At 72.7% G+C, this 25295-nt stretch carries 26 protein-coding genes and 1 riboswitch; of the genes, 9 read left to right on the plus strand and 17 right to left on the minus strand.

Annotated features, from left to right (window positions below; translation table 11 throughout):
* Window positions 1-234: 234 nt before the first annotated feature.
* The 4 genes from ACZ3ZE_RS16010 to ACZ3ZE_RS16025 are packed head-to-tail and all read right to left on the minus strand — an operon-like array spanning window position 235 to window position 3200.
* Window positions 235-1281, minus strand: a complete 1047-nt coding sequence (locus tag ACZ3ZE_RS16010) for a YihY/virulence factor BrkB family protein (RefSeq protein WP_467259449.1) — start codon at window positions 1279-1281, stop codon at window positions 235-237.
* On the minus strand, window positions 1269-1712 hold the full coding sequence (locus ACZ3ZE_RS16015; RefSeq protein ID WP_361175673.1) for a GtrA family protein: 444 nt from the start codon (window positions 1710-1712) through the stop codon (window positions 1269-1271). The genes ACZ3ZE_RS16010 and ACZ3ZE_RS16015 overlap by 13 nt, the downstream gene beginning before the upstream one ends.
* On the minus strand, window positions 1709-2668 hold the full coding sequence (locus tag ACZ3ZE_RS16020; RefSeq protein WP_467259452.1) for a decaprenyl-phosphate phosphoribosyltransferase: 960 nt from the start codon (window positions 2666-2668) through the stop codon (window positions 1709-1711). The genes ACZ3ZE_RS16015 and ACZ3ZE_RS16020 overlap by 4 nt, the downstream gene beginning before the upstream one ends.
* Window positions 2661-3200 carry a phosphatase PAP2 family protein gene (locus ACZ3ZE_RS16025; protein WP_467259455.1) on the minus strand — a complete coding sequence of 180 codons (540 nt, stop codon included), beginning with the start codon at window positions 3198-3200 and terminating at the stop codon, window positions 2661-2663. Before ACZ3ZE_RS16025 ends, ACZ3ZE_RS16020 begins: the two co-directional genes overlap by 8 nt.
* A gap of 164 nt (window positions 3201-3364) precedes the next feature.
* On the opposite strand from ACZ3ZE_RS16025, the gene ACZ3ZE_RS16030 reads away from it, so the two are divergent.
* Window positions 3365-4816 (plus strand): FAD-binding protein, encoded by a 1452-nt coding sequence (locus ACZ3ZE_RS16030; RefSeq protein WP_467259458.1) that lies wholly within the window; start codon window positions 3365-3367, stop codon window positions 4814-4816.
* 50 nt (window positions 4817-4866) lie between these two features.
* Window positions 4867-5622 carry a decaprenylphospho-beta-D-erythro-pentofuranosid-2-ulose 2-reductase gene (locus ACZ3ZE_RS16035; RefSeq protein ID WP_361176205.1) on the plus strand — a complete coding sequence of 252 codons (756 nt, stop codon included), beginning with the start codon at window positions 4867-4869 and terminating at the stop codon, window positions 5620-5622.
* A 60-nt stretch (window positions 5623-5682) separates the two neighbouring features.
* On the opposite strand, the gene ACZ3ZE_RS16040 is transcribed toward ACZ3ZE_RS16035, so the two are convergent.
* The 6 genes from ACZ3ZE_RS16040 to amcB form a co-directional block, all read right to left on the minus strand.
* Complete coding sequence (locus tag ACZ3ZE_RS16040) at window positions 5683-6306, minus strand: 2'-5' RNA ligase family protein (protein WP_467259460.1); 624 nt, start codon at window positions 6304-6306, stop codon at window positions 5683-5685.
* Between the two features lie 94 nt (window positions 6307-6400).
* Window positions 6401-7414, minus strand: a complete 1014-nt coding sequence (trpS, locus tag ACZ3ZE_RS16045) for a tryptophan--tRNA ligase (protein ID WP_361175665.1) — start codon at window positions 7412-7414, stop codon at window positions 6401-6403.
* Window positions 7415-7499: 85 nt separating this feature from the next.
* Window positions 7500-8213, minus strand: coding sequence for a hypothetical protein (locus ACZ3ZE_RS16050; RefSeq protein ID WP_467259463.1), 714 nt, complete (start codon window positions 8211-8213; stop codon window positions 7500-7502).
* Window positions 8214-8250: 37 nt separating this feature from the next.
* Complete coding sequence (locus ACZ3ZE_RS16055) at window positions 8251-8928, minus strand: pentapeptide repeat-containing protein (RefSeq protein ID WP_467259466.1); 678 nt, start codon at window positions 8926-8928, stop codon at window positions 8251-8253.
* Window positions 8929-8997: 69 nt separating this feature from the next.
* Complete coding sequence (gene amcA / locus ACZ3ZE_RS16060; protein WP_361175656.1) at window positions 8998-9174, minus strand: multiple cyclophane-containing RiPP AmcA; 177 nt, start codon at window positions 9172-9174, stop codon at window positions 8998-9000.
* Entirely contained in the window at window positions 9152-10618 is a 1467-nt protein-coding gene (gene amcB, locus ACZ3ZE_RS16065; RefSeq protein ID WP_361175653.1) for a cyclophane-forming radical SAM peptide maturase AmcB, read from the minus strand. Before amcB ends, amcA begins: the two co-directional genes overlap by 23 nt.
* Before the next feature lie 110 nt (window positions 10619-10728).
* Between amcB and ACZ3ZE_RS16070 the strand changes: the two genes are divergently transcribed.
* Together ACZ3ZE_RS16070 and ACZ3ZE_RS16075 are read left to right on the plus strand one after the other, a co-directional pair.
* On the plus strand, window positions 10729-12066 hold the full coding sequence (locus ACZ3ZE_RS16070) for a tetratricopeptide repeat protein (protein WP_361175650.1): 1338 nt from the start codon (window positions 10729-10731) through the stop codon (window positions 12064-12066).
* A 290-nt stretch (window positions 12067-12356) separates the two neighbouring features.
* Window positions 12357-13193, plus strand: coding sequence for a helix-turn-helix domain-containing protein (locus ACZ3ZE_RS16075; RefSeq protein WP_361175647.1), 837 nt, complete (start codon window positions 12357-12359; stop codon window positions 13191-13193).
* On the opposite strand, the gene ACZ3ZE_RS16080 is transcribed toward ACZ3ZE_RS16075, so the two are convergent.
* Complete coding sequence (locus tag ACZ3ZE_RS16080; protein WP_467259469.1) at window positions 13194-14483, minus strand: serine hydroxymethyltransferase; 1290 nt, start codon at window positions 14481-14483, stop codon at window positions 13194-13196.
* Between the two features lie 82 nt (window positions 14484-14565).
* Window positions 14566-14656, minus strand: a riboswitch (ZMP/ZTP riboswitch).
* Window positions 14657-14765: 109 nt separating this feature from the next.
* Here ACZ3ZE_RS16080 and rocD point away from each other — a divergent pair.
* Together rocD and ACZ3ZE_RS16090 are read left to right on the plus strand one after the other, a co-directional pair.
* Entirely contained in the window at window positions 14766-15974 is a 1209-nt protein-coding gene (rocD, locus tag ACZ3ZE_RS16085; RefSeq protein WP_361175641.1) for an ornithine--oxo-acid transaminase, read from the plus strand.
* A 308-nt stretch (window positions 15975-16282) separates the two neighbouring features.
* Window positions 16283-16978 (plus strand): polysaccharide deacetylase family protein, encoded by a 696-nt coding sequence (locus tag ACZ3ZE_RS16090; RefSeq protein WP_442305026.1) that lies wholly within the window; start codon window positions 16283-16285, stop codon window positions 16976-16978.
* Window positions 16979-16983: 5 nt separating this feature from the next.
* On the opposite strand, the gene ACZ3ZE_RS16095 is transcribed toward ACZ3ZE_RS16090, so the two are convergent.
* Both ACZ3ZE_RS16095 and ACZ3ZE_RS16100 read right to left on the minus strand, forming a co-directional pair.
* Window positions 16984-18174: a glutathionylspermidine synthase family protein gene (locus ACZ3ZE_RS16095; RefSeq protein ID WP_361166327.1), complete on the minus strand. Its 1191-nt coding sequence runs from the start codon at window positions 18172-18174 to the stop codon at window positions 16984-16986.
* A gap of 7 nt (window positions 18175-18181) precedes the next feature.
* A complete protein-coding gene (locus tag ACZ3ZE_RS16100; RefSeq protein WP_361166324.1) occupies window positions 18182-18484 on the minus strand; it encodes a hypothetical protein in 303 nt (100 codons plus the stop codon).
* Between the two features lie 111 nt (window positions 18485-18595).
* On the opposite strand from ACZ3ZE_RS16100, the gene ACZ3ZE_RS16105 reads away from it, so the two are divergent.
* Window positions 18596-19441 carry a DMT family protein gene (locus tag ACZ3ZE_RS16105; RefSeq protein ID WP_361625554.1) on the plus strand — a complete coding sequence of 282 codons (846 nt, stop codon included), beginning with the start codon at window positions 18596-18598 and terminating at the stop codon, window positions 19439-19441.
* A 2-nt stretch (window positions 19442-19443) separates the two neighbouring features.
* Here ACZ3ZE_RS16105 and pdxR read toward each other — a convergent pair whose 3' ends face one another.
* A complete protein-coding gene (gene pdxR, locus ACZ3ZE_RS16110; protein WP_467259472.1) occupies window positions 19444-20850 on the minus strand; it encodes a MocR-like pyridoxine biosynthesis transcription factor PdxR in 1407 nt (468 codons plus the stop codon).
* A 47-nt stretch (window positions 20851-20897) separates the two neighbouring features.
* Between pdxR and ACZ3ZE_RS16115 the strand changes: the two genes are divergently transcribed.
* Both ACZ3ZE_RS16115 and ACZ3ZE_RS16120 read left to right on the plus strand, forming a co-directional pair.
* Entirely contained in the window at window positions 20898-21410 is a 513-nt protein-coding gene (locus ACZ3ZE_RS16115) for a carboxymuconolactone decarboxylase family protein (protein ID WP_361166318.1), read from the plus strand.
* On the plus strand, window positions 21407-22129 hold the full coding sequence (locus ACZ3ZE_RS16120) for an isocitrate lyase/PEP mutase family protein (protein WP_361625512.1): 723 nt from the start codon (window positions 21407-21409) through the stop codon (window positions 22127-22129). The genes ACZ3ZE_RS16115 and ACZ3ZE_RS16120 overlap by 4 nt, the downstream gene beginning before the upstream one ends.
* On the opposite strand, the gene ACZ3ZE_RS16125 is transcribed toward ACZ3ZE_RS16120, so the two are convergent.
* Genes ACZ3ZE_RS16125 through ACZ3ZE_RS16135 form a run of 3 tightly spaced genes read right to left on the minus strand, consistent with a single transcriptional unit; the run spans window position 22119 to window position 25165 of the window.
* A complete protein-coding gene (locus ACZ3ZE_RS16125; protein WP_467259475.1) occupies window positions 22119-23033 on the minus strand; it encodes a serine/arginine repetitive matrix protein 2 in 915 nt (304 codons plus the stop codon). The two genes, ACZ3ZE_RS16120 and ACZ3ZE_RS16125, sit on opposite strands and share 11 nt — an antisense overlap.
* Before the next feature lies 1 nt (window position 23034).
* Window positions 23035-23436 (minus strand): hypothetical protein, encoded by a 402-nt coding sequence (locus tag ACZ3ZE_RS16130; protein WP_361166309.1) that lies wholly within the window; start codon window positions 23434-23436, stop codon window positions 23035-23037.
* On the minus strand, window positions 23429-25165 hold the full coding sequence (locus ACZ3ZE_RS16135) for a hypothetical protein (protein WP_361166306.1): 1737 nt from the start codon (window positions 25163-25165) through the stop codon (window positions 23429-23431). The genes ACZ3ZE_RS16130 and ACZ3ZE_RS16135 overlap by 8 nt, the downstream gene beginning before the upstream one ends.
* Window positions 25166-25295: the final 130 nt, after the last annotated feature.

The raw sequence follows: 25295 nt of genomic DNA on the forward strand, positions 1-25295 counted from the left end.
CCGGCAAGGTGACGCCGGTGGGCGAACTGGTGCCGCCGAAGTCGGCCCGTACGGACACGGGCGCGGGCGCGTCGGCCGGCGCGGGCTCCGACGGCACGTCGCCCGCCCCGGGCAAGAACGCCCCGACGGGCGTGGAGAAGGCGGCCGCCGCGCAGGAGAGGTCGGGCGGCGTGGGGATCGCGCTCGCCGTGGCGGGCGGGGTGCTGGTGCTCCTCGCGGGCGCCGTCTTCCTCGTCAACCGGCGCTGGCCGCTCGCGGGTTCGGCCCGTCGTCAGGCGGAGTCGGGGGCGGAGTCGGGCTCGGGGGCGGGGACGGCTTCCGGGCGTCGGAGGGCCGGGAAGGACCGGAAGGGCCGGAAGAGCCGGACGGAGCCGACGGAGCCGACGGAGCCGACGGAGCCGACGGATCGGGCTGCCGCTCCCGTGGACGAGAGCGTGAACCCGTAGCCGTCCAGGCCGCGCAGAACAGCAGCAGCTTCGCGGTGAAGTTGATCCACAGCAGCAGGGCCACCGGCACGCCGAACGCCCCGTACATCGACTTCGACGCGACGCCCCTCATATAGCCGCCGAGCAGCAGTTTCAGCAGCTCGAAGCCGACCGCGCCGATGAGCGCCGCGACCACCAGGTCGCGGCGTTTCGGTTCGACGCCCGGCAGCAGGGTGAGCAGGTACGCCAGGAGCAGGAAGTCGGCGACGATCGCGACGAGCAGGGCGGCGATCTGGAGCAGGGTGCCGCCCGCGCCCGTGTTCTCGATGCCGAGCCGGTCGGCGCTCCAGCCGACGGCGGTGGAGCCGAGCCAGGACGCGGCGAGCGAGCAGAGTCCGACGCCGCCGAGGCCGAGCAGCACGAGGGTGTCCTTGCCCTTGCGCGCGAAGGGGTTGCCCTCGTCGACGCCGTCGAGGCCCCACACGGCGCGCAGGCATTCGCGCATCGACCCGACCCAGCCGATGCCCATGAAGAGCAGCACGGCGCCGGCGACGAGGCCGACGGTGGCGGCGTTGTCGACGAGGCCGCCGATGTCGAGCTGGTCGGAGATGCCGGGGACCTGGTCGGCGATCTTGCTCTCGATCTTGTCGAGCTGTGCGGTGCTGAGCAGCGCGGCGCCGATCGCGGCGGCGACGGTGATCAGCGGGAAGAGGGCGAGGAAGCTGAGGAACGTGATGGCGGCGGCGAGCCGGCTCCAGCGGACCTCGTCGAGGATCTCGTACGCCTTCCAGGCGTGGGTCTTCATCAGGCGGACGACCCAGGGGCCGATGACGGGCAGTTTGCTCAGCCAGTCCATGTCGTGCGCGTCCCTCCCTCGGTGGACGGGGCGGATGGGGCTCGGAACACCAAGGTCCGGTTACCCCAGAATCGCAGACAGGTGGCGAGTGCCATGCCGACACCGAGCCCTGACACCGTGTCGGCCCGCGCGGAGGTGAGCCCGAGGCCGTAGTGGGAGACGGCGAGACAGAGCAGCTGCACGCCCGCGCCGGCCAGGTTCACGCCGAAGAACGCCGCGTACTCGCGGGCGCCGACGGTCCGGCGCCGGTAGGTGCCGAACGCGTTGCCGAGGTACGCGACCGTGCAACCGGCCAGGAACGACACGCACTTGGCGGCGACCGGGCCGAGGGCGCCGTGCAGGGCCAGGAAGACGGCCAGGTCGGCGGCGTACGCGGCGGCGCCGGAGACGGCGAAGCCCAGCAGCTCGTGGCGACCGCCCGCGCCCCTCACAGGTCGACGACCGCCATCCCGTACATCGCCGCCCAGACCAGGCCGATGACGGCGAGCGGCCGGTCGCGCAGCACGACGTCCTCCGGCTCCCCGGCGGTGCCGCGGTCGGCGAAGACGGCGTACCGCAGGACGGCCAGGATGAAGGCGACGACGGAGAGCTGGCGCCAGGGCAGCAGCGAGCCGTTGGCGACGCCGCCGCTCTCCAGCGCCCACAGGCAGTAGCCGAGGACGGCGACCCCGGCGGCCAGCTGCCAGACGAAGCGCAGGTAGCCGGTCGTGTACTGGGTGAGCAGGGCCCGGGTGGCGCCCTGGGCGTCCTCCATCTGCACGGCCTCCGAGTAGCGCTTGGCCGCGACCATGAAGAGCGCGCCGAAACCGGTGGTGATGAGGAACCAGCGGGAGAGCGGGATGCCGAGCGCGATCCCGCCGATCATCGCCCGCATCAGGAAGCCGGTGGAGACGACGGCGAGGTCGACGACGAGGACGTGCTTGAGGCGTACGCAGTAGGCGAGTTGCATCGCGAGGTACCCGGTCAGGAGCAGCGCCGTCATCGCGTTGCACACCAGGGCGCTCGCGACCGCCGCGCCGAGCCCGAGCAGGGCGCCCGTCGCGTACGCGAGGGGTACGGGGACGAGGCCCGCGGCGACGGGGCGGTGCCGTTTCACCGGGTGGGCGCGGTCGGCGGTGGCGTCGCGGGCGTCGTTGACCAGGTACACGGCGGAGGCGGCGGCCGTGAACAGGGCGAAGACCAGGACGAGCCGCCCGGCGATGTGCCAGGAGACGAGCTGCCCGGCGGCGACGGGCGCGGCGACGACGAGCACGTTCTTGACCCACTGCCGGGGCCGCGCGGTACGGACCACACCGCGTGCGACGGCGAGGACGCCGGGGCGGGCGGGGGCCAGGGGCGCCGGGGCGGGCGGGGAGAGGACGGCCGTGGCGACGGGGCGGTCAGGCACGAGGGCCTCCGGGGGCGTTCGTCAGCCAGGTCCGGCCCGCTGCCGCCGTGGCCGCGCCGAGGAGGGCTCCGGCGGCGATGTCCGTCGGGTAGTGGACGCCCGCGACGAGGCGGGAGAGGCACATCGCGGTGGCGGCCGGCACGGCGACGGGGCGGGTGGCCGGGCTGAGCGCGGCGAAGGCGACGGCGGCCGCGGCGGCGGAGGCGGCGTGGGAGCTGGGGAAGGAGTGGCGGCCCGCGGTGCGGACGAGCGGCGGGTACGACTCGGGGCGCGGCCGGGGGCGCCGTACGACCCGTTTGACGCCCATGCTGGCGAGGTGCGCCGCCGCGATCAGCGCGGTGCCGCGCAGCCAGCCGGCGCGGCGCGGCGGGTCCAGGGCGGCGCCGGCGAGTCCGGCGGCGATCCACAGCGCGCCGTGTTCGCCGCCGAAGGAGAGCGCGCGGGCGGCCGCCGCCACGGCGGGCCGGCGCCCCTGGGCGTGTACGGCGGCCAGGACCCGGTGGTCGGTCTCGGCCCAGTCCCCGTATCGCATGCGTCTCGTCGCCTCCCCGGTTCGCCGTCGGCCAGGGGCGACTCTGACGCGCGAGGGCGGCGTACGGGGCGGCACGCTTTCCTGACACTCGTTTAATCACCCATTTCGACGAACCGCCCACCAATCCCGGCATAAGCGACACTCGCGGCGATACGGTCACCTCCATGGCTGCCGAGACGGACATCCCCACCGACATCGCGACCGATGTCGACACCGTTGTCCCCGCCGATGTCCCCGCCGATGTCCCCGCCGACATCCCGACCGACATCCCCACCGATGTCGACACCCTCACCGGGTGGGGCCGCACCGCCCCCACGCTCGCGCGCGTGATCCGCCCCCGCACGTACGAGGAGGCCGCCGCCGCCGTCCGTGCCTGCGGCGCCCGGGGGGCGATCGCCCGCGGGCTCGGCCGGGCCTACGGCGACGCCGCCCAGAACGCCGGCGGCTCCGTCCTCGACATGACCGGCCTCGCCCGGATCCGCGCGATCGACGCCGAGGCCGGGCTCGCCGTCTGCGACGCGGGCGTCAGCCTGCACCACCTCATGGAGGTGCTGCTGCCGCTCGGCTGGTTCGTGCCCGTCACCCCCGGCACCCGCTACGTCACCGTCGGCGGGGCGGTCGGCGCCGACATCCACGGCAAGAACCACCACGTCTCCGGCTCCTTCACCCGCCACGTCGTCTCCCTCGACCTGCTCACCGCCGACGGCCACGTGCACACCGTCACCCCCGGGCAGCCCCTCTTCGACGCGACCGCCGGCGGCATGGGCCTGACCGGCGTGATCCTCTCCGTCACCCTCCGACTGCTGCCCGTCGCGACCTCGCTGATGGCCGTCGACACCGAACGCGCCACCGACCTCGACGACCTGATGGACCGGCTGAACGCCACCGACCACCTCCACCGCTACTCCGTCGCCTGGATCGACCTGCTCGCCCGCGGCGCCGCGACCGGCCGCGCCGTCCTCACCCGCGGCGACCACGCCCCGTACGACGCCCTGCCCCACCGGGCCCGCCGCACCCCGCTCGCCTTCCGGCCGGGACAGCTGCCCGGCGCCCCCGCGTACGTCCCGGAGGGGCTGCTCGGCCGGCACACCGTCGGCCTCTTCAACGAGCTCTGGTACCGCAAGGCGCCCCGCCGCTCCACCGGCCGGCTCCAGCGGCTGACCTCCTTCTTCCACCCCCTCGACGGGGTCCCGCACTGGAACCGGGTGTACGGGCGCGGCGGCTTCGTGCAGTACCAGTTCGTCGTCGGGTACGGGCAGGAGGAGACCCTGCGCCGGGTCGTCCAGCGGATCGCCGGCCGCCGCTGCCCGTCCTTCCTCGCCGTCCTGAAACGCTTCGGCGACGCCGACCCCGGCTGGCTCTCCTTCCCGCTGCCCGGCTGGACCCTCGCCCTCGACATCCCGGCCTCGCTCAGCGGCCTCGGCGCCTTCCTCGACGAGCTCGACGAGGAGGTCGTCACCGCGGGCGGCCGGGTCTACCTCGCCAAGGACTCCCGGCTGCGGCCCGAGCTGCTCGACGCCATGTACCCGAGGCTGGCCGACTTCCGCGAGCTGCGGGGGCGGCTCGACCCCACGGGGGTGTTCGTGTCGGACCTGTCCCGCCGCCTGGCGCTCTGACCCGCACCCGTCCCCCTCCCCCCTCCCACCCCTTGAGGAGCGTGAACGCCATGAAGGACGCCTTCGGCGCCCCACAGTCCCTGCTCGTCCTCGGCGGCACCTCCGAGATCGGCCTGGCCACCGCGCGCCGGCTGATCGCCCGCCGCACCCGCGTCGTCTGGCTCGCCGGCCGTCCCTCCCCCGCCCTCGCCGCCGCCGCGGACTCGCTGCGCGCGCTCGGCGCCGTCGTGCACACCGTGCCCTTCGACGCGCTGGACACCGAGTCGCACGAGGAACGGCTCGGCAAGCTGTTCACCGAGGGCGACATCGACATGGTGCTGCTCGCCTTCGGCGTCCTCGGCGACCAGGCGCGCGACGAGTCCGACCCGCTGGCCGCCGTACGGGTCGCCCAGACCAACTACACCGGCGCCGTCTCGGCCGGCCTCGTCTGCGCGCAGGCGCTCCAGGCGCAGGGGCACGGTTCGCTGGTGGTGCTCTCGTCGGTGGCCGGGGAGCGGGCCCGGCGGGCCAACTTCATCTACGGCTCGTCCAAAGCCGGCCTCGACGCCTTCGCGCAGGGCCTCGGGGACGCGATGCACGGCACCGGGGTGCAGGTGATGGTCGTCCGCCCCGGCTTCGTCCGCTCCAAGATGACCGAGGGCCTGACGGAGGCCCCCCTCGCGACCACGCCCGAGGCGGTCGCGACGGCGATCGAGCTGGGACTGCGGCGCCGCTCCGAGACGGTGTGGGTGCCGGGCAGCCTGCGGGTGGTGATGTCGGCGCTGCGGCACGTGCCACGGGGGGTGTTCCGGCGGTTGCCGGTGTGACGCGTACGGGGCCGGGCCCGCGGATACGAAGCCTCCCGGGCTCGGCCCGCCCGGCTGGGCTCAGCCCGCCGGCGTCGCTGACGCTGACGCCGAGGCCGCCGTCCCCGACGAAGCCTCGATCGGGCTCCCGCTCTGCGACGGCACCGCCGACACCGTACGCCCGCTGCCGAACTCGTAATCGCACAGCTTGCGCCACACGCCGTCCGCGCCCTGCTCGTACAGCGCGAAGGAGCGGCAGATCCACTCCGCCGCGTAGCCGGCGAGCTCGGTGAACGCCCGGTCCATCGCCTCCTCGGAGATGCCGTGGGCGACGGTGACGTGCGGGTGGTACGGGAACTGCAGCTCGCGCGGGACCGGACCGTCGGCGTCGCGGACCAGTTCCTGGAGGCGGTCGCAGGCGGGGGTGCCCTCGACCAGTTTGACGAAGACGACCGGGGAGAGCGGGCGGAAGGTTCCGGTGCCCTCCAGGCGCATGGCGAAGGGCTCGCTGGCGGCGGCGATCGCGGCGAGGTGCGCCGCGATCTCCGGCAGCCGCTCCTCGGCGACCTCGGTCGGCGGGAGGAGGGTGACGTGGGTGGGGATGCCGTGCGCGGCAGGATCGCCGAAGCCCGCGCGCCGCTCCTGAAGGCGGCTGCCGTGAGGCTCCGGGACCGCGATCGAAACGCCGAGCGTTACGGTCCCCACGTCGTTCTCCTCCGTCGTCCGTCGAGAAATGTGCACGCGTGGTGCAGGCGCCAGTGTGCGGCCTGCACCACCCTTGTGGCCAGGGCCCCAGGACTCAGTGCTTCGCGGGCAGGAAGCCCATCCGGTCGTAGGCCTGCGCCAGCGTCTCCGCGGCGACCGCGCGGGCCTTCTCCGCGCCCTTGGCCAGGACGGAGTCCAGCGTCTCCGGGTCGTCCAGGTATTCCTGCGTACGGGTCCGGAACGGCGTGACGAAGTCCACCATGACCTCGGCGAGGTCGGTCTTCAGGGCGCCGTACATCTTGCCCTCGTAGCTCTTCTCCAGGTCGGCGACCGACGTGCCGGTGAGCACGGACATGATCGTGAGCAGGTTGGAGACGCCGGCCTTGTGCTCCGGGTCGAAGCGGATCACCGTGTCGGTGTCCGTGACGGCGCTCTTGACCTTCTTCGCGGTGGTCTTCGGGTCGTCGAGGAGGTTGATGAGACCCTTCGGCGTGGACGCCGACTTGCTCATCTTGATCGACGGGTCCTGGAGGTCGTAGATCTTCGCCGTCTCCTTGAGGATGTACGGCGACGGGATCGTGAACGTCTCGCCGAAGCGCCCGTTGAACCGCTCCGCGAGGTCACGGGTCAGCTCGATGTGCTGGCGCTGGTCCTCGCCGACCGGGACCTGGTGGGCCTGGTAGAGCAGGATGTCCGCGACCTGGAGGATCGGATACGTGAAGAGCCCGACGCTCGCGTTGCCCGCGCCCTGCTTGGCGGACTTGTCCTTGAACTGCGTCATACGGGAGGCCTCGCCGAAGCCCGTGAGGCAGTTCATCAGCCAGGCGAGCTGCGCGTGCTCGGGCACGTGGCTCTGCACGAAGAGCGTGCAGCGCTCCGGGTCGAGACCCGCGGCGAGCAGCTGGGCGGCGGCGAGCCGGGTGTTGGAACGCAGCGCGGCGGGGTCCTGCGGGACCGTGATCGCGTGCAGGTCCACCACCATGTAGAAGGCGTCGTGGGACTCCTGCAGCGCCACCCACTGGCGGACGGCGCCGAGGTAGTTGCCGAGGTGGAACGAGCCGGCGGTGGGCTGGATTCCGGAGAGCACACGAGGACTGTCAGAGGCCATGCCCATCATTCTCTCAGGTGCGCCACCCGGAACCGGACGTGGCATCGACCCCTGTGAGACGAGAAACACACTGCGCTCGTCGATCTCAGACAAGCGAGGGCAGCGCCCCCGTCGGCCAGCGCCCCAGCCAGAACGCGATGACCGACGGAAGGGCCTGCCCCTCGGTGGAGCCGTCGTGAAGCAGGTACTCGGTCGGGGCGACGTAGCCCTCGCCCGGGTCGATCCGGATGCGAAAGCAGTGGACGGGCAGCCGGGCAGCCGCGACGTAGGCGCGGCAGTCGCCAGTGTGCGGGTGCCGCGCGGCGAAGTCCGCCGGATGGACGCCCCGGCAGGCCGCCTGGGCGTCCAGCTGCGCGAGGACGAGGTAACGGGCGCCGGGTCCGAGGTTGAGTGCGATGCGGCGTCGGCCCCGCCCCGTCCGCTCATAGATCAGCTTGTCCCAGTTGTCGAGGTGAAGGCCCAGAAGACGGCCGCTGTTCCGGTTCACCGTCGTGGTGGGCATGCCAGGCGCGGCGAGCGCCTGCCCCAGGTAGCGCGCGTTCATGTCGCCCAGCCCGGCGGTCAGAGTCTCGAGCTCGAAGCCGCTCCGATCGGGCTCCGGAGGCCGCACGATCTCCACAGTCACATCGGACGCGGTCCCAAGGCGGGCGGCCAGGGCGCGGGCCTGTGCCTCCGTGATCGGCTGCCAGGCGCCCCTCGGGACCACGGCGCCGTCCTCGTAGCGCGGATCACCCTCGGCGTTCCGGATCGTGCTGTACTCACACCGCGCACGCAGGGCGCGAAAGTCCTCGAACGCCACGTGCAGAGGCACTGGTCCGTCCCCCTCTCGCTCCCCCTCAGCCGTCCCCGACGGTGATGCCGAGCTCGTTCACGAGGGCCTGGGCGAGGTCGCTCTGCTGCCCCGGCCCGATCCGTACCTTCGCGAGATGCGCCACTCCACGTACTGCCGAGAGGTCGTTGCCCCGCAGGTCGGTGCCCCGGTAGCGACCGGCTCCGAATTCGGTGAGCCTGAGCGTGCAGGCGGAGAAGGCGACGCCGGACAGGTCGCAGTCGGTGAAGACGGATTCGGTGAGGACGCACTCGTGGAAGGCGCCGGGGCCGGCGGCTCGGACCCTGTCGAAGGTGGCGTAGTCGAATCTGCACCGCTCGAACAGCACGTCGTCCAGGGTCAGGCCGCTCAGCGCGGCTCCCAGGAACCTGCAGTCGCGCACGAGGACGCGCGACAGCTTGCCCTCGATCCAGCGGGCCGTGCCCAGATCACTGCCGATGAACTCCACGTTGTGCAGGTTCAGCGCCTCGAAGGAGGTCTGCCGCGCTCGGACGCCATGGACGCGGCCGGTGACGAGCCGCAGGTCGGCGATATCAAGTGCACGCAGATCCACGCCGCCGTAGGTGAAGTCCTGGAGGATGCCACGGGGGCTTTCCAGGGTCTCGACGTGGGACAGATAGAGACCCGGCTCGTCCAGGTCGGGGGTCGTGACGGTGAGACGACCGAAGGTACGGGCGGCGGCCATGAGGCTCCTCTCGCGACGCCGGGGAGGGCCTGCTCGCCGGAACGGGCAGGACCTCCCGGTCAGGACGGGTCAGGACTTCTTGTTCCAGTCGTCCCACGTAGGACGGTTGTCGAACGCGGGCGTCGGGTTGTCCCAGGTGGGGCGGTTGTCGAACGCGGCAAGGGCCTGGCTGCCCGCGGCCTCCAGGAGGGACCGGAATCCCTCGGCCGAGTCCATCACGAGGTCAGTGGCGGTGTTCGGCGGCATGACGGGTGACTCCTTCGATGAGAGCGATCTTGGCGGTGCTGCAGTACCGGGTCCTGGTCCCGTCCATCCGGCCGCCGTGCTCGAAGTAGCGGTTGGCCGGATGGGCTCCGCCGCAGAAGGCGAAATACGGGCAGGTGGCGCGGCAGGCGTCCACGCCCTGCCAGAACTCGGTGATCCAAGGGGTGCGTTCCTCGGCCTCCGCCACGAGCACGTCGAGCCCGTCGCGGAGCACGTTGCCGGTGGTGAAGTCCCCGAAGCGGTCGTCGGTGAACCCGGCCAGCTCCGGAGAGAGCATGACCACCCCTCCGTCGTGGGCGACGGTGGGCAGTGGGTCCCATGGCGCGGTGGGAGGAGCCGCCGCCTGGGCTTGGCCGTCGAGCACGGCCCGGGCGAAGTTCATCACCCGCGACAGCTCACGAAGCCGCACGACGGGCGCGGCACTCCAGGCGTCGGCGAGCGCCTGCCAGAATTCCGTGGCGTGTCGGGGGTCGGCTCGTACCGCGCCACGGTTGACGCCTTCCTCCTCCTCGACGTTGACCCCGAGCGTGGTCACTCCCAGCTCCACGAAGAACTCGTAGAACCGGGCCGCGTGCGCGGGATCGGGGTCCGAGACGACAGCGATCGCGGAGAAGGGGATGCCGTGCCGCCGTAACCGGTCGATCCCCCGCATGGCGGGGCGGAAGCCGGGGCGGCCGGCGAGGGTGACCCGACGGGTGTTCATGTCCTCGGGGCCGTCGATGCTGACCCCGACGTGCACGTCGTGTTCGCGCAGGAACGCGCACCAGGCGTCGTCGATCAGGGCGGCGTTCGTCTGCAGCGTGTGCTTCACGCCGTCGAACGGCGTCATGAGCGCGGCCAGGTGCTCCCGGCCGGCGGAGAGGGGTTCGCCACCGTGCCACACGACCTCGAAGGCGGGGTCGTGCGCCGCCCATCCGTTGACCGCTTGGGCCACGGCCTCCGCGACCGTCTGGGGCATGAGGTGCTTGGTTCTGCGAAAGGGCAGGTAGCAGTAGGTGCAGTCCATCGGCTGGCACAGCGTGGTCGGCTGCATCACCACCGCCCGAGGCACCGGCGCGAGCCGTGGCCGATCGACGTTCGTGCTCATCTCGCCACCCGTGTGACTGGCGCGGACCTGTGGGCGGGCAGCCTGGATGTTGTCGGCGGCAGCCGTCCACTCGATGCCGTTCCCCGCCCGGATGTGCGCGATGCGGACCACCCGGCCGTCGCTGTGGAGTTCGTGCGTGACGGCGGTGAGCTCGCCCTCGGCTCCGCTGGCGGTGTCACGGACTCGTGCGTGCAGCAGCGGATGCCGCTCGTAGCCGTCCGGACCGGCCTCGTGGGCCGTCTGTTCCTCGGTACGGCGCATGAAGCGCTCCCAGCCCGCTGCGGCGCGGACGCGGAGCGCGCGGCTCGGTGCGCCGGGAGGTGGATCGGGAATGGTCATGCGGTGCTCCTCTTCAACCGGGTGATGTTCAGTCAACTGACGGACACGCAACGTGAGTACCGTTGAAGCGGTACGGGGCTGTGAAAGCCGTGAAAGTTCAGGGGGAATCCATGACGGCACGCACACCGAACACGTCTCTGGCCACGCTTTTCGAGGAGACCGGCTGGTCGCGCGGCCAGTTCATCCGCGCCATCGCGCGCGTGGGCGCGGAGGTCGGCATCCCCTTCGGATACGACGAGTCCGCCGTGCCGCACTGGCTGGCGGGGAGCCTGCCGAGGAAGCCCGTCCGGCCGCTGATTCTCGAAGCGCTCGCGCGCAAGGTGGGCCGGCCCGTCAGCGCGTACGCGGCGGGCTTCACGCGAACCCCTGACGACTTCGACGACGGGGCGGATACGGTGGCCGGGCTGTTCGACCTCGGGAGTGCGGACATGGACCCATCACGCAGGGGTGTGCTCGGCGCGGGACTGTTCTCGGCCGCGGCGGTGATTCCCGGGTGGCCGGATGTGCGGGATCGGCTGGAGAAGGTGCGGGCCGATCCGCACACCCGGATCGGGCGGGCCGAGGTCGAGGCGATCGTCGCGATGACCGAGCACGTCAGCGGTCTCGACGACAGGTTCGGTGGGCGGATGGCGCGTCCGATGGCGGCCGCGTTCCTGGTGAACACGATCGTTCCCGCGTTGCGGGCCACAGCTTCCGACGGGGTCAGGAACGCTCTGCGCACGGCTGCCGCCGATCACTGCTATCTGACCGGCTACATGGCGATGGACGAGCGGAAGGACGGCCTGGCCCAGCACTACTACACCAAGGCGCTCGAACTCGCCGGAGCGGCGGGCGACCATCTGACGTACTGCACCACCCTGCGTGGCATGAGCGTCCAGGCCGTCGATCTCGGCCACGGTCCGCTCGCCCTCCGCCTCGCCGACGCCGCCGCCTCTGCCTCGCCACAGGCCGGCCCGCGCATGCTCGCCTTCCTCACCGGGCAGCAGGCGCACTCCGCCGCTCGGACGGGCGACCGAGTGGGCGCACTGCTGCGGATCAAGGAGGCGGAGGCGGCGATGGAGAAGGCCGAGTCGCGGGCGAAGGCGTTCGGTTCCTACGATCCGTCGGCGCTCAACTACCACGTCGGGCAGGTGCGTCACGAGCTCGGCGACGTCGCCGGCTCGATCGAGTCGCTGGAGCTGGCCGACCGGTTGCGGGAGCCGGTCTACCGCCGCACCCGGGTGCGCTACAACGCGATGCTCGCGGAGCGGAAGTTGCGGATCGGGCGCCTGGAAGAGGCATGCGTCGACTGGCACCGGGTCCTGGACGACTACCCACGGGTCCAGTCCGGCCGCTGCGACGACCGCGTCCGCGTCATGCTCACCTCGCTCCGGCCGCACCTCGGCAATGCCCATGCCCGCGCGGTCTACGAGCGGGGGCGGCCCATGCTGCGGGCGGGTGGCCTGTGATCCCGTCCGGCCCACCGTGGGCCTCCGCGTCGCGGATCTCCGCGTCGCGGTCGTTCGCGACGTAAAGGCTTTAAAGGCTGGGGGAATTACCCTCCCCACCCCTCCAGCCTCCCCGGAGACCGGTGTCACCCGGGCGGGTGAATTGAGTCAACTGGGCTGGATTCCGAGCCGGTTCGCTGGCATATGCTCACGCCAGCACCACCCCACACAACTCCAGACATGCGTCGGCCCCCGGCCGGGACTGGCATCCCGATCGAGGGCCTGACCACCGAGGAAGGCAACACTTCCCGATGGGTACTACGCACACTAGCGCGCAGTCGCGCGCAGTACGCGGACTTCTCCACGTCAACGTCCGGCACACGACCCGCTACACGGTCGTCGGCAACCACCTCGCCCAGCACCGCGAGCTCTCCCTGCTCGCCAAGGGGCTGGCCCTGTACATCCAGTCTCTGCCCGCCGGGGCGAGCGTCGGCATCAAGACCATTGCCGCCCGGCATCCGGAGAGCGAGCTGCGCATCGCCGTCGGCCTGCGGGAGCTGGAGAAGCACGGCTACCTGAAGCGGACCAGGGAGCGGCTGCCCGACGGGACGTTCGTGCCGCGCACGATCTCGTACAACCGGCCGGGGGCTGAGCCCACGCCCGTACGCACGACGCACCCGGTGTCGCCCGAGTCCGCGCCCGCCGCGAAGCCGAAGCGGCCCGCTCCTCCCCCGCTGGAGGAACGCGACCGCCCCGCCGCCGTGCTCCTCGCGGAGCTCCGGATCCACGAGCCCCGCCTTCTCCTCGGCGCCCGCGACATCGAACGCCTTGCCCCGGACGTCACGGCCTGGCTGGACCGGGGCGCCCACCCCGACGCGGTGCGCCGCACCCTCTCCGCGAGCCTCCCGGACAACCTGGCCCACCCGGCCAGCCTCGTCGCCCACCGGCTCGCGGCACTCCTCCCGCCGCCTTTGCCCGTCTCCCTCTCCGCCCCCGTCTCCGCGCCACGCAGCCGCGTGACTCTGACGTCGCCGCGTTCCCCGTTCTCGGAATGCGAGGACTGCGGGCGCCCCTTCCGGGGCGCACCGCCGTCCGGCGGCCGGTGCCTCGACTGCCGGCACACGGCCGCCGGTACCGAGGCCGCCTGACTAGAGCGGCAGGCCCGGGGCCGGGTACGCGGACATCAGGTCGGCGACCTCGGCTCGGATGGTCTTCAGGGCGGCCTCGTCCGCCTTGTCGGCCGCCGTGACGGCTCGGGCGATCCAGTCGGCGAGCTGCGGCATGTGCGTGACGTCCAGGCCTCGGGAGGTGAGGGAGGGGGTGCCGATGCGGATGCCGGAGGGGTCGAAGGGCTTTCGGGTGTCGTACGGGACGGTGTTGTAGTTCACGACGATGCCCGCCCGGTCCAGGGCCTTCGCCGCGATCTTGCCGGGGACCTCCTTCGGGGTGAGGTCCATCAGGATCAGGTGGTTGTCCGTGCCGCCCGAGACCAGGTCGAAGCCGCGGGCCAGCAGGGCCTCGGCGAGCGCCTTCGCGTTGGCGACGACGGCGTGCGCGTAGGTACGGAAGGAGGGCTGGGCCGCCTCCTTCAGGGCCACCGCGATCGCGGCCGTGGTCTGGTTGTGCGGGCCGCCCTGGAGGCCGGGGAAGACCGCCTTGTCGAGGGCCTTCGCGTGCTCCTCGCGGGACATCAGCATCGCGCCGCGCGGGCCGCGCAGGGTCTTGTGCGTGGTCGTGGAGATCACGTCGGCGTACGGCACCGGCGACGGGTGCGCGCCGCCCGCGATCAGGCCGGCGATGTGCGCGACGTCCGCGACGAGCACCGCGCCCGCCTCCCTCGCGATCTCCCCGAACGCCGCGAAGTCGATCGTGCGGGGCAGCGCCGTGCCGCCGCAGAAGATCACCTTCGGGCGTTCCTTGAGGGCGAGGTCGCGCACCTGGTCGAAGTCGATCAGGCCGTCCTCATGGCGTACGCCGTACTGGACGCCCCGGAACCACGTGCCCGTCGCGGAGACGCCCCACCCGTGGGTCAGGTGGCCGCCCATCGGCAGGGCCATGCCCATCACCGTGTCACCCGGCCGCGCGAACGCCAGGTACACGGCGAGGTTCGCCGGAGAGCCCGAGTACGGCTGCACATTGGCGTGCTCCACACCGAACAGGGCCTTGGCCCGGTCGACGGCCAGGGTCTCGACCCGGTCGATGTTCTGCTGGCCCTCGTAGTAGCGGCGGCCCGGGTAGCCCTCGCTGTACTTGTTCTGCAGCACCGTGCCCGAGGCTTCCAGGACGGCGGCGGAGACGTAGTTCTCGCTCGGGATGAGGCGGAGGGTCTCCGCCTGGAGGCGTTCCTCCGCGTCGACGAGGGCGGCCAGGTCGGGGTCGGCGGCCGTCAGCGCGGGGTGCCGGCCGGCGGCGGGCTGGGGGGAGGCGGTGGGAGTCACGGTGTCGCTCCGGGGGTCGGGTGGACGGTCCCCCGAGCGCCGCGGCTCGTTCGTGCGGCGCCACGCGGGACCCGGTCGGTTCCCGTGATGCCCAGGCGGGCGGCACCTCGTGTGGTCTGCCGCGCGCGGCTCCCCCGGGGTCGCTTCCCCGTACGCCAGTCGCCGCGCGTGTTTCCAGCCTAGCGGGCGCGCCGTCAGCTCAGGTTTCCCCGTCCGGCATGCGAGCGACGATAAGAAAAGGGGGCCACACCCGCCCCTGGCCGCAGGACGATCGGAGATCCCGTGTCGAGAACGCAAGACGAGATCACTGCAGCGGACGCGCACAGCGCCCACAACTACCACCCCCTGCCCGTGGTCGTCGCCTCCGCCGAAGGCGCCTGGATGACCGATGTCGAGGGGCGCCGCTACCTCGACATGCTCGCCGGGTACTCCGCCCTCAACTTCGGGCACGGCAACCCGCGGCTCCTGGACGCGGCGCGGGCGCAGCTGGACCGGCTGACGCTCACCTCGCGCGCCTTCCACCACGACCGGTTCGGCGCGTTCTGCACGCGGCTGGCCGCGCTGTGCGGCAAGGACGCGGTGCTGCCGATGAACACCGGCGCCGAGGCCGTCGAGACGGCGGTGAAGACGGCCCGGAAGTGGGGGTACGAGGTGAAGGGCGTGCCGGACGGGCACGCGAAGATCGTGGTCGCCGGGAACAACTTCCACGGCCGCACCACCACGATCGTCAGCTTCTCCACCGACCACGAGGCACGGGACCACTTCGGGCCCTACACGCCGGGGTTCGAGATCGTTCCGTACGGCGACCTTACCGCCCTGGAGGCGGCGGTCACGGAGAACACCGTGGCGGTGCTCCTGGAGCCGATCCAGGGCGAGGCCGGGGTGCTCGTCCCGCCGGCCGGCTACCTGCGCGCGGTGCGGGAGCTCACGGCCCGGCGGAACGTGCTGTTCATGGCCGACGAGATCCAGTCCGGGCTCGGGCGGACCGGGCGGACCTTCGCCTGCGAGCACGAGGGGGTCGTGCCGGACGTCTACATCCTGGGCAAGGCGCTCGGCGGCGGTGTCGTGCCGGTCTCGGCGGTCGTCGCCGACCGGGACGTGCTCGGGGTGTTCCGGCCGGGTGAGCACGGGTCGACCTTCGGCGGCAATCCGCTGGCCTGCGCGGTGGCCCTCGAAGTGATCGCGATGCTGGAGACCGGCGAGTACCAGCAGCGGGCCACCGAACTCGGTGACCACCTCCACGCGGAGCTCGGGCTGCTCGTGGGCGGCGGCGCCGTGGAGGCGGTGCGCGGGCGGGGGCTCTGGGCGGGGGTCGACATCGTGGCCTCGCGGGGTACGGGGCGGGAGATCTCCGAGCGGTTGATGGGGCGGGGGGTGCTGGTGAAGGACACCCATGGGTCGACCATCCGGATCGCTCCTCCGCTGGTGATCAGCAAGGAGGATCTGGACTGGGGGCTTCAGCAGTTGCGGGAGGTGTTGGCCGGGGGGTGAGCCCAGGGGGGCGGCTGGCCGGGGGTGCGCGGGTGGGGGTGCGCGGGTGGGGGTGCGCGGGCGGGACCTTGTTCGGGCGGGGCGCCTGGCCGGGCGCCTGACCGGTGGGTGAGCCGGGGTGCCCCGCCGGGGGCCGGGGCCTCCGGGTGGGGGTGGCCGGACTGCGACCTTCACTTCGCTTCGCTCGTTACGGGCGCCGCCACGTCCGGACACCCCCACCCTCCGGCCCCGGCCCCCTCCCGCCTCGTCGGCGATCGGGTCAAGTCGGGGCATTGACACGGTAGTTGGTCTAGGCCAATGATTCGGCCATGTCCAGACCACGTCTGCATCGTGCCCTGCGTGGTGCGCTCGCCGCGCTCGTTCCCCTCGCGCTCTTCGGCGGCCTGGGCGGCTCCGCCCAGGCCGCCCCGCTCGCGGCCTGGCCCGAGCCCGTCCCGGTCGTCTCCCACGTGGAGACCGGCGACCCCGTCGTCTTCATCACCATCGACGACGGCTGGTATCACGATCCCGCCGCCGCCAAGCTGCTGCTCGACCGGCGGGTACCCGCCTCCCTCTTCCTGCTGCCGGGCGCCTACTCGTACGACTCCGGCTACTTCCACACCCTGCTCGACCAGGGGCGGTCCCGCGTCGAGAACCACACCGTCAACCATCCCGACCTCACCACCCTCGACGCCGCCGGGCAGAACGCCGAGGTCTGCGGGGCGCGCGACCAGCACCTCGCCCAGTTCGGGGACGGGCCGCGGCTGCTGCGTCCGCCGTACGGGGTGTACGACGCCACCACCCGGACCACGGCCCGCGCCTGCGGGGCGAAGGCCGTCGTGACGTGGACGTACGACCTGACCACCTGGGGTCAGTGGACGCCGCCCACGCCGCGACTGAAGGCCGGCGACATCATCCTGCTGCACTTCAACGAGACGCTGGAGCAGGATCTGCGGCGGGCCCTGGACCTCGCCGACGCGGCCGGACTGAAGCCGGCGCCCCTGCGGGAGTACGTCGCCGAGTAGCGTCGCTAGAGGATGACGTGGGGGATGAAGCGGGCGTATTCGTCCGTGATCAGGCCCGCCGACTCGCGGATGCCCAGGCCCGCCGCCTCGTCGCCGACCGTCCACGCGCCGAGCACCACCCGGTTGCCCTCGAAGTCCGGCAGCGGGGCCAGCTCCTGGTAGCAGCAGGGCTCGTCCCGTACGACGGGCGCCTCGCCCGGGGGGTGGAGGGTGACGCCCGCGCCCTCGCGGCCCAGCAGCGGCTTGGACACGTAGCCGGGGCCGGAGGCGGCGGCGAGTTCGCGGGGGCCGTCGAGGTAGGCGGGCAGCAGGTTGGGGTGGCCCGGGTGGAGCTCCCACAGGATCGCGAGGAGGGCCTTGTTGGAGAGCAGCATCTTCCACGCCGGCTCGATCCAGCAGGTGGTGCCGGTGCCGCCGCCGTTGTCCAGGGTGTCGAGGACGTGCGGGGCGAACCGGTCCGTGGTCAGCCACTCCCACGGATAGAGCTTGAAGCAGGCGCGGATGAAACGCAGCCGGTCGTCGACGAAGCGGCCCGAGATGCGGTCCCAGCCGATCCGCTCGACGGAGAGCGCCGCGGTGTCGAGGCCGGCCTGCTGTGCGGTCTCGCGCAGGTACGCGACCGTCATCAGGTCCTCGCCGAGCTCGTCGCCGTCGGTGTGCACGAAGTGCACCGGGCTGCCCGGCGGCAGCAGGTGGGCCTGGCGCCGCCACGCGTCGACGAGGCGTTCGTGGAGGGAGTTCCACTGGTCGGCGCCCGGGAAGCGCTCCTCCATCCAGAACCACTGCGGGCTCGCCGCCTCCACCAGGGAGGTCGGGGTGTCGGCGTTGTACTCCAGCATCTTCGCCGGGCCCGTGCCGTCGTAGCGCAGGTCGAACCGGGCGTAGATGGTGGGGAGCTCGGCCCTGCGGCGCCAGGACTCGGCGACCAGTGCGGCGAGCCGGGGATCGGTGATGCCGAGTTCGGCGAAACGGTCCTTCTCGACGATGTGCGCCGCCGCCGCCAGGCACATCGCGTGCAGCTCCTCGACGACCTCCTCCAACGCCTCCACCTCGGGCAGGCTGAAGGAGTAGTAGGCGCTCTCGTCCCAGTACGGGCGGAGCGAGTCGTCCGGGTAGCGGGTCAGCGGGTAGATCAGACCCTGCTCCTCGACGGTCCGTTGCCAGTCCGGGCGGGGGTCGATCCGGTGACGTTCCATCCGGGGATCAGCCGCCGCCGGAGCCCGAGTGGTGGCCGCCGAAGCCGCCCGAGTCGACGGCCGCCCTGTCGAAGCTGCCGCCGCTCGCCCTGCCGCTGCTGACCGAGCCGCCGTAGTAGTAGCGGCCGGTGGAGGTGGTGCTGCCGTCGCTGGAGCCGCCGCCGCCCGATTCGCACTTGTAGTCGGGCAGCTCCTTGTACGTCACCGGGTCGACGCAGCGGCGGTCCGGCTCCGAACCGCACGCCGTCAGGGTCGCCGCGAGCACGCTCACGCCGCCGAGTACCACCGTGCCCGACCTCAGCCTGCGCATGGCCCGTCCTCCCCCGCTCTCCCCGAAGTCTGTTGCGATCGCACAGTGTAGGCCCGGCCGGTGCGGCCGCCCGATCCCGCTCGCACTAGAGTCCCTTTCGTGCTTCTTGGGATGGTGTGTGCGCTCGGATCCGCGCTCTGCTTCGGAGCCGCGTCGGTACTTCAGGCGCTCGGCGCGCGGGCCGCCGAGCCCGGCACGGGCAGCGGCGTCGACGTGACCCTGCTGTGGCGGGCGCTGCGGCAGTGGCGGTACGTGGCCGGGCTCGGCATGGACGGCCTCGGCTTCGTCCTCCAGATCGTCGCCCTGCGGACCCTGCCGATCTACGCGGTGGGGGCCTCGCTCGCGGCCAGCCTCGCGGTGACGGCGGTGATCGCCTCGCGCGTCCTGAACGTCCGGCTGCGGCGGATCGAATGGGCGGCGGTCGGGGTGGTGTGCCTCGGGCTCGCCATGCTGGCCCTCGCGTCCGGGCGGGAAGGGCACGACGGGACCGACTCCGCGACGCTCCAGTGGGGGCTGCTCGCCGCCGCCTTCGCCGTCCTCGCGGTCGGCGCGGCGGCGGGACGGCTGCCGGAGCGGCCCCGCGCCCTCACGCTGGGGCTCGCGGCCGGCGCCGGCTTCGGGGTGGTCGAGGTCGCGGTAAGGCTGATCGACTCGATCGACCTCACCAATCCGGCGCTGTACGCGTTGCTCGTCGGAGGCGGGGCGGCGTTCCTGCTGCTGACCTCGGCGCTCCACCGGGGGTCGGTGACGACGGCGACGGCGGGGCTGGTGCTCGGCGAGACGATCGGGCCGGCGGTGGTGGGCGTCGCCTGGCTCGGCGACCAGACCCGCGAGGGCTACGGCTGGCTCGCCATCCTCGGCTTCGCCGTCGCGATCGCCGGCTCCCTGACCTTGGCCCGCTTCGGCGAGGCCCCGGCCGCACCGGAAGCGGAGGCGGAGGCGGAAGCCGTGGGCTGAGCCTACGGAAGGACCCGGCACAGGGCTTCGAGCGCGCCCGGCCAGCCGCTGTCCGTCGGGGTGCCGTAGCCGACGATCAGGGCGTCGGAGGCCAGTGGCGTGTCCGGGTGGCGGAAGCGGTTGATGCCTTGGAGGGCCAGGCCTTGGAAGGCGGCGGCTCGGGTGACTGAGCGTTCGGTGCCCGGGGGGAGTTCGAGGACGGCGTGGAGGCCGGCGGCGATGCCGCTGATCCGGGTTTCGGGCGAGCGCGCGGCCAGCGCCTCGACGAGCTGGTCGCGGCGGCGGCGGTAGCGCAGGCGCATCGCCCGTACGTGCCGGTCGTACGCCCCTGAGCCCAGGAACTCCGCGAAGGTCAGCTGGTCCGTCACGCTCGACACCCAGTCCACCGCCCCCTTCGCCTCGGTCACCTCGCCGACCAGGTGTTCCGGCAGCACCATCCAGGCCAGCCGCAGTCCCGGCGCGAGGGATTTGCTCGCGGTGCCGAGGTAGACGACCCGCTCCGGGTCGAGCCCTTGGAGGGCGCCGACGGGCTGGCGGTCGTATCTGAACTCCCCGTCGTAGTCGTCCTCCAGGATCAGGCCCCCGGACGCCCGCGCCCAGTCGACCGCCGCCGCCCGCCGGTCCGGCTGGAGCGCGCCGCCCATGGGGAACTGGTGCGCGGGGGTCATGAGGACGGCCGCCACTCCGCTCATCGCGGTCAGCTCCTCCGTGCGGGTGCCGCGCTCGTCGAAGGGCAGCGCCGGCATGCGCAGGCCCGCGCGGGCCAGGATGTCCCAGTGGACGTCGAGTCCGTACGCCTCGACCGCCACCTCCCGCGCCCGCCGCGCCTTCAGCACCTGCCCCATGAGCATCAGTCCGTGCACGAACCCGGAGCAGACCACGATCCGCTCGGGCCGCGCGTACACGCCCCGCGCCCGCGCCAGGTACTCGGCGAGCACCGTGCGCAGTTCGATCCGGCCGCGCGGATCGCCGTAGCCGAAGGCCTCGTTGGGCGCGGCCATGAGCGCCTTGCGGGTGGCCTTCAGCCAGTCGGCGCGGGGGAAGGAGGCGAGGTCGGGGGTGCCGGGGCTCAGGTTGTAGGTGGGGGTGCCGGGTGGGGAGTGGGGTGGGGTGCCGATCCGGGGGTGCGCCGGGCGGCGCGGGACCGAGCGGCGGGCCACCCGGGTGCCCGAGCCCTGCCGGGCGGTCAGCCAGCCTTCCGCGACGAGTTCCGCGTACGCGTCGGCGACGGTGTTGCGGGCCACCCCCAGGTCGGCCGCGAGCGACCGGGAGGAGGGCAGCCGTACCCCTGCCTCCAGGCGTCCGCTGCGCACGGCCTCCCGGAGCGCGTCCATGAGGCCGTTGCGCAGGCCCTGTCCGCTCAGTTCCAGATGCAGGTCGGTCCCGAAAGTGGCCCACTCGTTTGCCATGGAAATGGACCATACCCGGGCGCCATCCGGACCGTACGGTGAACTTCATGACGACCACGACGCAGCACACCGAGAAGACCGCCTACGCCCACGAGCACGCGCCCCGCCTCGCGTTCGCCGAGCTGCACCCGGAGTTCTACAAGGCCATGGTCGGCCTGGAGATCGCCGCGTCGAAGCATGTCGACCCGACCCTCTACGAGCTGATCAAGATCCGCTCCTCGCAGATCAACAACTGCGGCTTCTGCCTGGACATGCACACGAAGGACGCGATCGCGGCCGGCGAGACGGTGCAGCGGATCGTCCAGCTCTCGGCGTGGCGCGAGTCGCGGCACTTCTACACCGAGCGCGAGCTGGCCGCCCTCGGCCTGACGGAGGCGGTCACCGTCCTCACCGACGGCTTCGTGCCGGACGCGGTGTACGCGCAGGCCGCCGAGCACTTCGACGAGACCGAGCTCGCCCACCTCATCGGTGCCATCACGGTCATCAACTCCTGGAACCGGATCGGCGTCAGCACCCGCATGGCCCCGGGCCACTACACCGCGGGGATGTACAAGCGGTGAGCCGCGCCGAGGAGCTGCGGGCGCTGCACGCGGTGCCGGCCGGCGGGCGGCCCCTGGTGTTGCCGGGGCCGTGGGACGCCGTCTCCGCGCGGGTCTTCGAGGAGGCCGGGTTTCCCGCCCTGGCCACGCCGAGCGCGGGGATCGCCGCAGCGCTCGGCCACGAGGACGGGCAGACCCCGGCCGACGAGATGTTCGCGGCCGTGGCGCGGATCGTCCGGGCGGTCTCCGTCCCGGTCACCGCCGATCTGGAGGCCGGGTACGGTCTCTCCGCGAAGGAGCTGGTGGCCCGGGTCCTGGAGACCGGCGCCGTCGGCCTCAACCTGGAGGACTCCGACCGTACGGACGGCCCGCGCGACCCGCGCGCACAGGCCGAACGGCTTGCGGCGGTACGGGCGGAGGCGGGGCCCGCGCTCTTCCTGAACGCCCGGGTGGACACGTACCTGCACGGCGGGACCGTCGACGAGGCCGCCGAGCGCGCCCGCCTCTACACGGCGGCGGGCGCGGACTGCGTCTTCCCGATCCTCGCGCCGGCCGCGGACCTGCCCCGGCTGCGGGCCGCCGGGGTCGAGGGGCCGCTCAACTTCCTGGCCCGGCCGGGCGATCCGTCGTTCGCCGAGCTGGGCCGGCTCGGCGCCACCCGGATCACCTTCGGGCAGGGCCTGCTCCTTCGCACCCTGGCCGGGACGAGGGAGCTCGCGGCGGGGCTGCTCACGGCCTGAAGAACTCCAGGGCCGTGGTCAGGTTCTCCCGCTGCTTGGGCCAGTCGGTCTCCGGCCCCGCGACGAGGATCGCGTACTGGCGTCCGTCGGTGCCGGTGAACGCCCGGTCGACCACCTTGCGGCGGCCTTCCTCCCGGTCGTACGCGTACACCAGCTCGGCCGTGTCGCCCTCGCCGGTCCGTTCCAGCGAGATCTCCTGGTAGCCGGGGTTCCCGGCGAGGTTCCGGGAGGTCTGCTGGAGCGATGCGTACGGGGTGGTGTCCGGGGACGCGAGGGTGAAGATCTGCACCAGGCTCTTCCCGTCGGGCGAGTTGTAGAAGACGCCCTCCTTGGAGGAGGTGCGGTTCCAGTTCTCGGGGACGGCGATGACGAAGCCCTCCGGGTCCTCGACCGCGTGGAAGCCGGGCGGCGGCATGTCGTCCATGGGGGCCGAACTGTCCGACGGGGAGGCCGAGTCGGACGGCGAGTCGGACGGCGGTCCGGAGCCCGGGTCGGTGGACTGTCCCGGATCGCCGGGCGCGCTGACCGAGGTGCCGGGTGAGCCCGCCGTCCCCTTCGTGTTCCCGTCGCGGCCCCACACCAGCCAGCCGCCGACGCCCCCGGCGACGAGGACCGCGACCACGACCCCGGCGACGACCACGTTCCGCGACCGCCCGGGCGCCGGAGCCGGGACGGAGCCGGGACCGAGGCCGCCGCCGGGACCGAGGCCCACGGTCGGGTCGTACGGCGGGGGCTGCGGCGGCAGGTGCGGCTGGGCCGGCGGGGGCTGGGCCGGAAGCGGCTGGATCTGGAGGGGCTGTGGCTGCGGCGCGGGCTGGGACGGCTGAGGGCCGGGGGGTCCGGTGACCGTCTCCCAGCGCTGCTTCTCGTCGTTCCAGCGCACCTCTCCCCCGTACCCGCTCATCTCATCCTCCGAGCAGGGCGCCGACGGCCTGGACGACCGCCACGCCCGAGGCGAGGATGCCGGTCACGGCACCGGCGTCGGTCAGGGCCTGGCGGAGCCGGGTCAGGCGGCCCGTGCCCGCGGCGCCCGTGCCCTCGATCTCGTCCTCGGCGTCGGAGAGTTCGGCGTCGAGGGCGGTCGTCTGCTCGGAGGCGACGACCCCACCGAGGTCGGCGCGGAGCCTGCGGATGGCCTGGAGCAGCTCCTCCTGCGCGGGGTCGCGGTCGGGCTGCGTGCCCTGCACCGTGTACGACACGGTGTTGTGGTCGCCGACGGTGACGTTGCCCTGGGTGTTGGTGATGCTGATGCCGCCCGCCGCGGGCCTGTTCCGGCCCTGGCCCTGGTCCTGACCCTGGTCAGCCACGTTCGCCTCCGCTCTTCGTCGTCTGGAAGGTCTTGCTGGTGACGGTGTTGTGGTCGCCGATGGTGACGTTCCCCTTGGTGTTCTCGATGAACGTCCCGCCCTCGGCGACGTGCACGATCTTCTGCTCGAACTCGGCGGTCTCGTAACCGGCCTGGCGCAGGGCGACGGTCACCCCGTTCGCCACCCGGTCCTGGATGCTCTTCAGGTAGCGGCTGACGTCCATCTCCTGGAAGAGGGAGGCCTCGTCGTCGGAGCCGAGCTCGCGGACCGAGATCCGCGGCCCCTCGGGCAGGGCTCCCGCGTGCCCGCCGGTGTTCTGCCGCCACACGTGGGCGAGGGCCCGGCCGAGCGTGACGAGGGCCTGTCCCGCGGAGCTGGGGGCCTGGCCGAGCGCCCAGACGGCCTTGCCGAAGTGGTGGTTGTGGCGGTAGCGGTGGGCGATCCGGTCGGCGTAGCGGTACAGCGGGGCGACCGGCCGCAGCACGTGCGGGGCGACCTCCAGCATGAGCATGCCGCCCTGGGTGTGGACCCGTACGAACACGGTCGTGACGATCTCCTCGCCCCAGCCGCCGACCCTGATCCGCAGGAAGTGCCGGCGGGGTTCGCCGCCCTCCTCGATGGCGGAGGAGCGGTGCAGTTCGAAGAACTCGGGGGTGTACGGGACGGAGGCCCGCGTCGTCTTCAGACCGTCGACGGGCAGGAAGACGACCTCGTCGATCTCCAGCCCGCGCAGCCGGTCCCGTACGGCGGCGGTGATCTCCGGCGTGCTGTGCGGGGACGGCACCCGCAGGGCCTCGACCAGCGGGACGATGTGCCGCATGATCGCGCTGTTGTCGAGCGGTTCGGGCGCCGCGCCCTCCAGGTTCTTGCGGGGGCGCAGTTCGACGGAGAGCGACCAGGGCTCGTACGCCTCGCCCGCGCCGCAGAACGGGTTCTCGGAGCGGTACATCACGAGCCGGGCGTGCTGTTCGGTCCTGATCCGGTCGCGCAGCCGCCGGAAGCGGGCGCCCTGGGCCTGCTCCGCCGGGTCCGCGGCGACGTTCGCGAAGTGGTCCTCCGACAGCTCGCCGGTGAGCGACCGGGCGAACTGGCCGCGCTGGGTGGCCACCGCCCAGGCGAGCAGCAGCGGGACGGCGATCGTGAGCCAGACCTCCAGGCGCCCGATGCCCCACATCTCCTGGGCGACGCCGCTGAGGACGAGGCCGAAGACCTCGCCCCACTCGCCGAGGTCTCCGAGGAGTTCCCAGCGGGTCTCCTCGCCGGCGAGCGCCAGGACGAGGAGGAGCAGGACGGACTGGATCAGGGTGAGCCGCCCGTACCAGCGCAGCAGGAAGGCGGGGACGGTCCGGTAGAAGGGCGCGCGGGCCGAGCGGCCGCGGACCCAGCGGGCGATCCCGAGCAGCAGGAAGGGCAGGACGAAGAGCATGACCAGGCCCTTGGTCACCGGGAAGGCGATGATCCACAGGGCCAGGATCGCGGCGGCCCAGCCGAGTTCGATGCGGCGGGCGCGCAGGGCGTGGGCGAGGACGCGGGCCGCGTCGAGTCCGAGGGAGGGCGCGACGACGCGCTCCTCGTGGACGTAGAGCTCGTCGATGACGGCGTCGCGGAACCGGTCGTCGAGGTAGGTCCCGGCGCACAGCAGCCGGGTGGCCTCGCTGGCCGCGGGTGCGGCGCGCGGGTCGGCGGCGGGTGGTGGTCCGGGCTGCTGAGGTACGAACGACTGCGCCATGGTTCCCCCGATGGTGTCGAACTCTGCTGACGCGCGGCGGTGTTGGCGACCGGTCCGCGCGAGGGGACAGCATAGAACGCACGACGCCCCCGGCCGAACGGGCCGGGGGCGTCGGGTGGGAAGGAACCGC

The sequence above is a fragment of the Streptomyces sp. NPDC023157 genome (assembly GCF_055560575.1).